Raw genomic sequence first — 1,692 nt, forward strand, 5'->3', positions numbered from 1 at the left:
TTAGGGCTTGCTGAATAATCAAAAAATCCTTATCTCACAAGGGTTTAGAGGCACTTTTGTCGAATTCATCTGCAAAGAAAACACGGAAAATCGGTAAAAAACCTTGCAGATGGAGTGAGCGAAAGTGTTCGTGCTGAATCGAGATATGGCAGACTTGTTGGAAAACTTCTATTTGCCCTTTGGCGGAAAATTAAATCCAACCAATCGGTGGGTGCAGCTTGCGGCGATCATCCCTTGGGACAAAGTAGAAGAGAAATATGTGAGCTCGTTCAAGTCCCCAGCCATCGGCCAAAAGGCGTACTCGGCACGTATCGCCCTCGGCTCGCTCATCATCAAAGAGCGCCTTGGTTTAAGTGACCGCGAGACCACCTTACAAATCCAGGAAAATCCATATTTGCAGTTCTTCTTGGGCTACACCGCGTATGTCGATAAAGTGCCGTTTCATCACTCCCTGCTCACGCATTTTCGGGAACGGCTCGGCTTGGAAATCCTAGCTGAAGTCAACGACTGGATCGCCCAAGCCGCGCTGCAAGCAGAGCGAGAGGTCGAGGCGAAACCGAAATCGTCCAAGCGAGATCGCGATGACGACGACAACGACGCGGGCGGCTCGCAGCTCACCATGGAGGTAGGGGACGCTTTCTCTATTCCCGAGGAGCCCCCTGTTGTGGCGAAGAAACCCCGCAACATGGCGAAAAAGCTACACGTCCTGCCATCTACAGCCGCACCGACAGCGGAAGTCATGAACAAGGGCACCCTCATGCTGGATGCGACATGCGCGCCTGCGGACATCAAGTATCCGACTGACTTGGGGCTGCTGAATCACGCCCGTGAAATCCTGGAAGACATCATCGACGTGCTGCACCGTCCCCATGTCGGAGCGATGGAGAAGCCGCGCACGTACCGCGAGAAAGCCAGAAAATCGTACCTGAGTGTTTCCAAGCAACGCAAGGCATCGGGCAAGGTGATCCGCAAAGCGATCAAAAAGCAACTTGGCTACGTGGGACGGAATCTGCGGATTATTGAAGCCCTCGTGAAGTATACGCCTCTCACGGAACTGAGCAAAAGACACTATCGCCAGCTTCTGATCATCTCGGAGCTCTACCGTCAGCAGCGCGAAATGCTAGAGAAGAATACGCATGTCGTCGCCGATCGCATCGTGAGTATCGAACAGCCGCATGTACGTCCGATGGTTCGAGGCAAAGCTGGAGCGAACGTGGAGTTCGGCGCCAAAATCGCCGCCAGTCTGGTGGACGGTTACGCTTGGATCGAAACGGCACAATGGGACAGCTTCAACGAGGCAACCACGCTGCAAGCATCGGTGGAAGCGTACAAACAGCGATTCGGGTATTATCCCGCCGTCATTCTAGCCGATAAAATCTACCGCAATCGAGACAACCTGAACTATTGCAAAACGCTAGGGATTCGCCTTAGTGGCCCGAAGCTCGGCAGACCCTCGAAAGAGCAAAGTGAAGTCGCCGATCGTCGGCAAGAGCGCCAGGACGCTGTACAGCGTAATGCGATCGAAGGAAAATTTGGAGAAGGCAAGCGCAAATTGGGCCTAGGTCGCATTCGGGCGCGTGGCGCCGAAACCAGTTTGACCGTCATCGCCCTTCAGTTTCTGGTCATGAATCTGGAGCGGCGACTGCGTGTTCTCTTTTTGCATTTTTTCAGACTGCTTGGGTTTAGAGACTT

General features: G+C 53.3%; 1 protein-coding gene. It reads left to right on the forward strand.

Annotated elements, in window-relative coordinates; translation table 11 throughout:
- Window positions 1-145: 145 nt before the first annotated feature.
- The coding region (locus tag POTG_RS22460; protein ID WP_036646758.1) for an IS5 family transposase at window positions 146-1,692 on the forward strand (1,547 nt) is incomplete at its 3' end.

Source organism: Paenibacillus sp. oral taxon 786 str. D14, assembly GCF_000159955.1.
GTDB classification, from domain to species: Bacteria; Bacillota; Bacilli; order Paenibacillales; family Paenibacillaceae; genus Fontibacillus; species Fontibacillus phoenicis.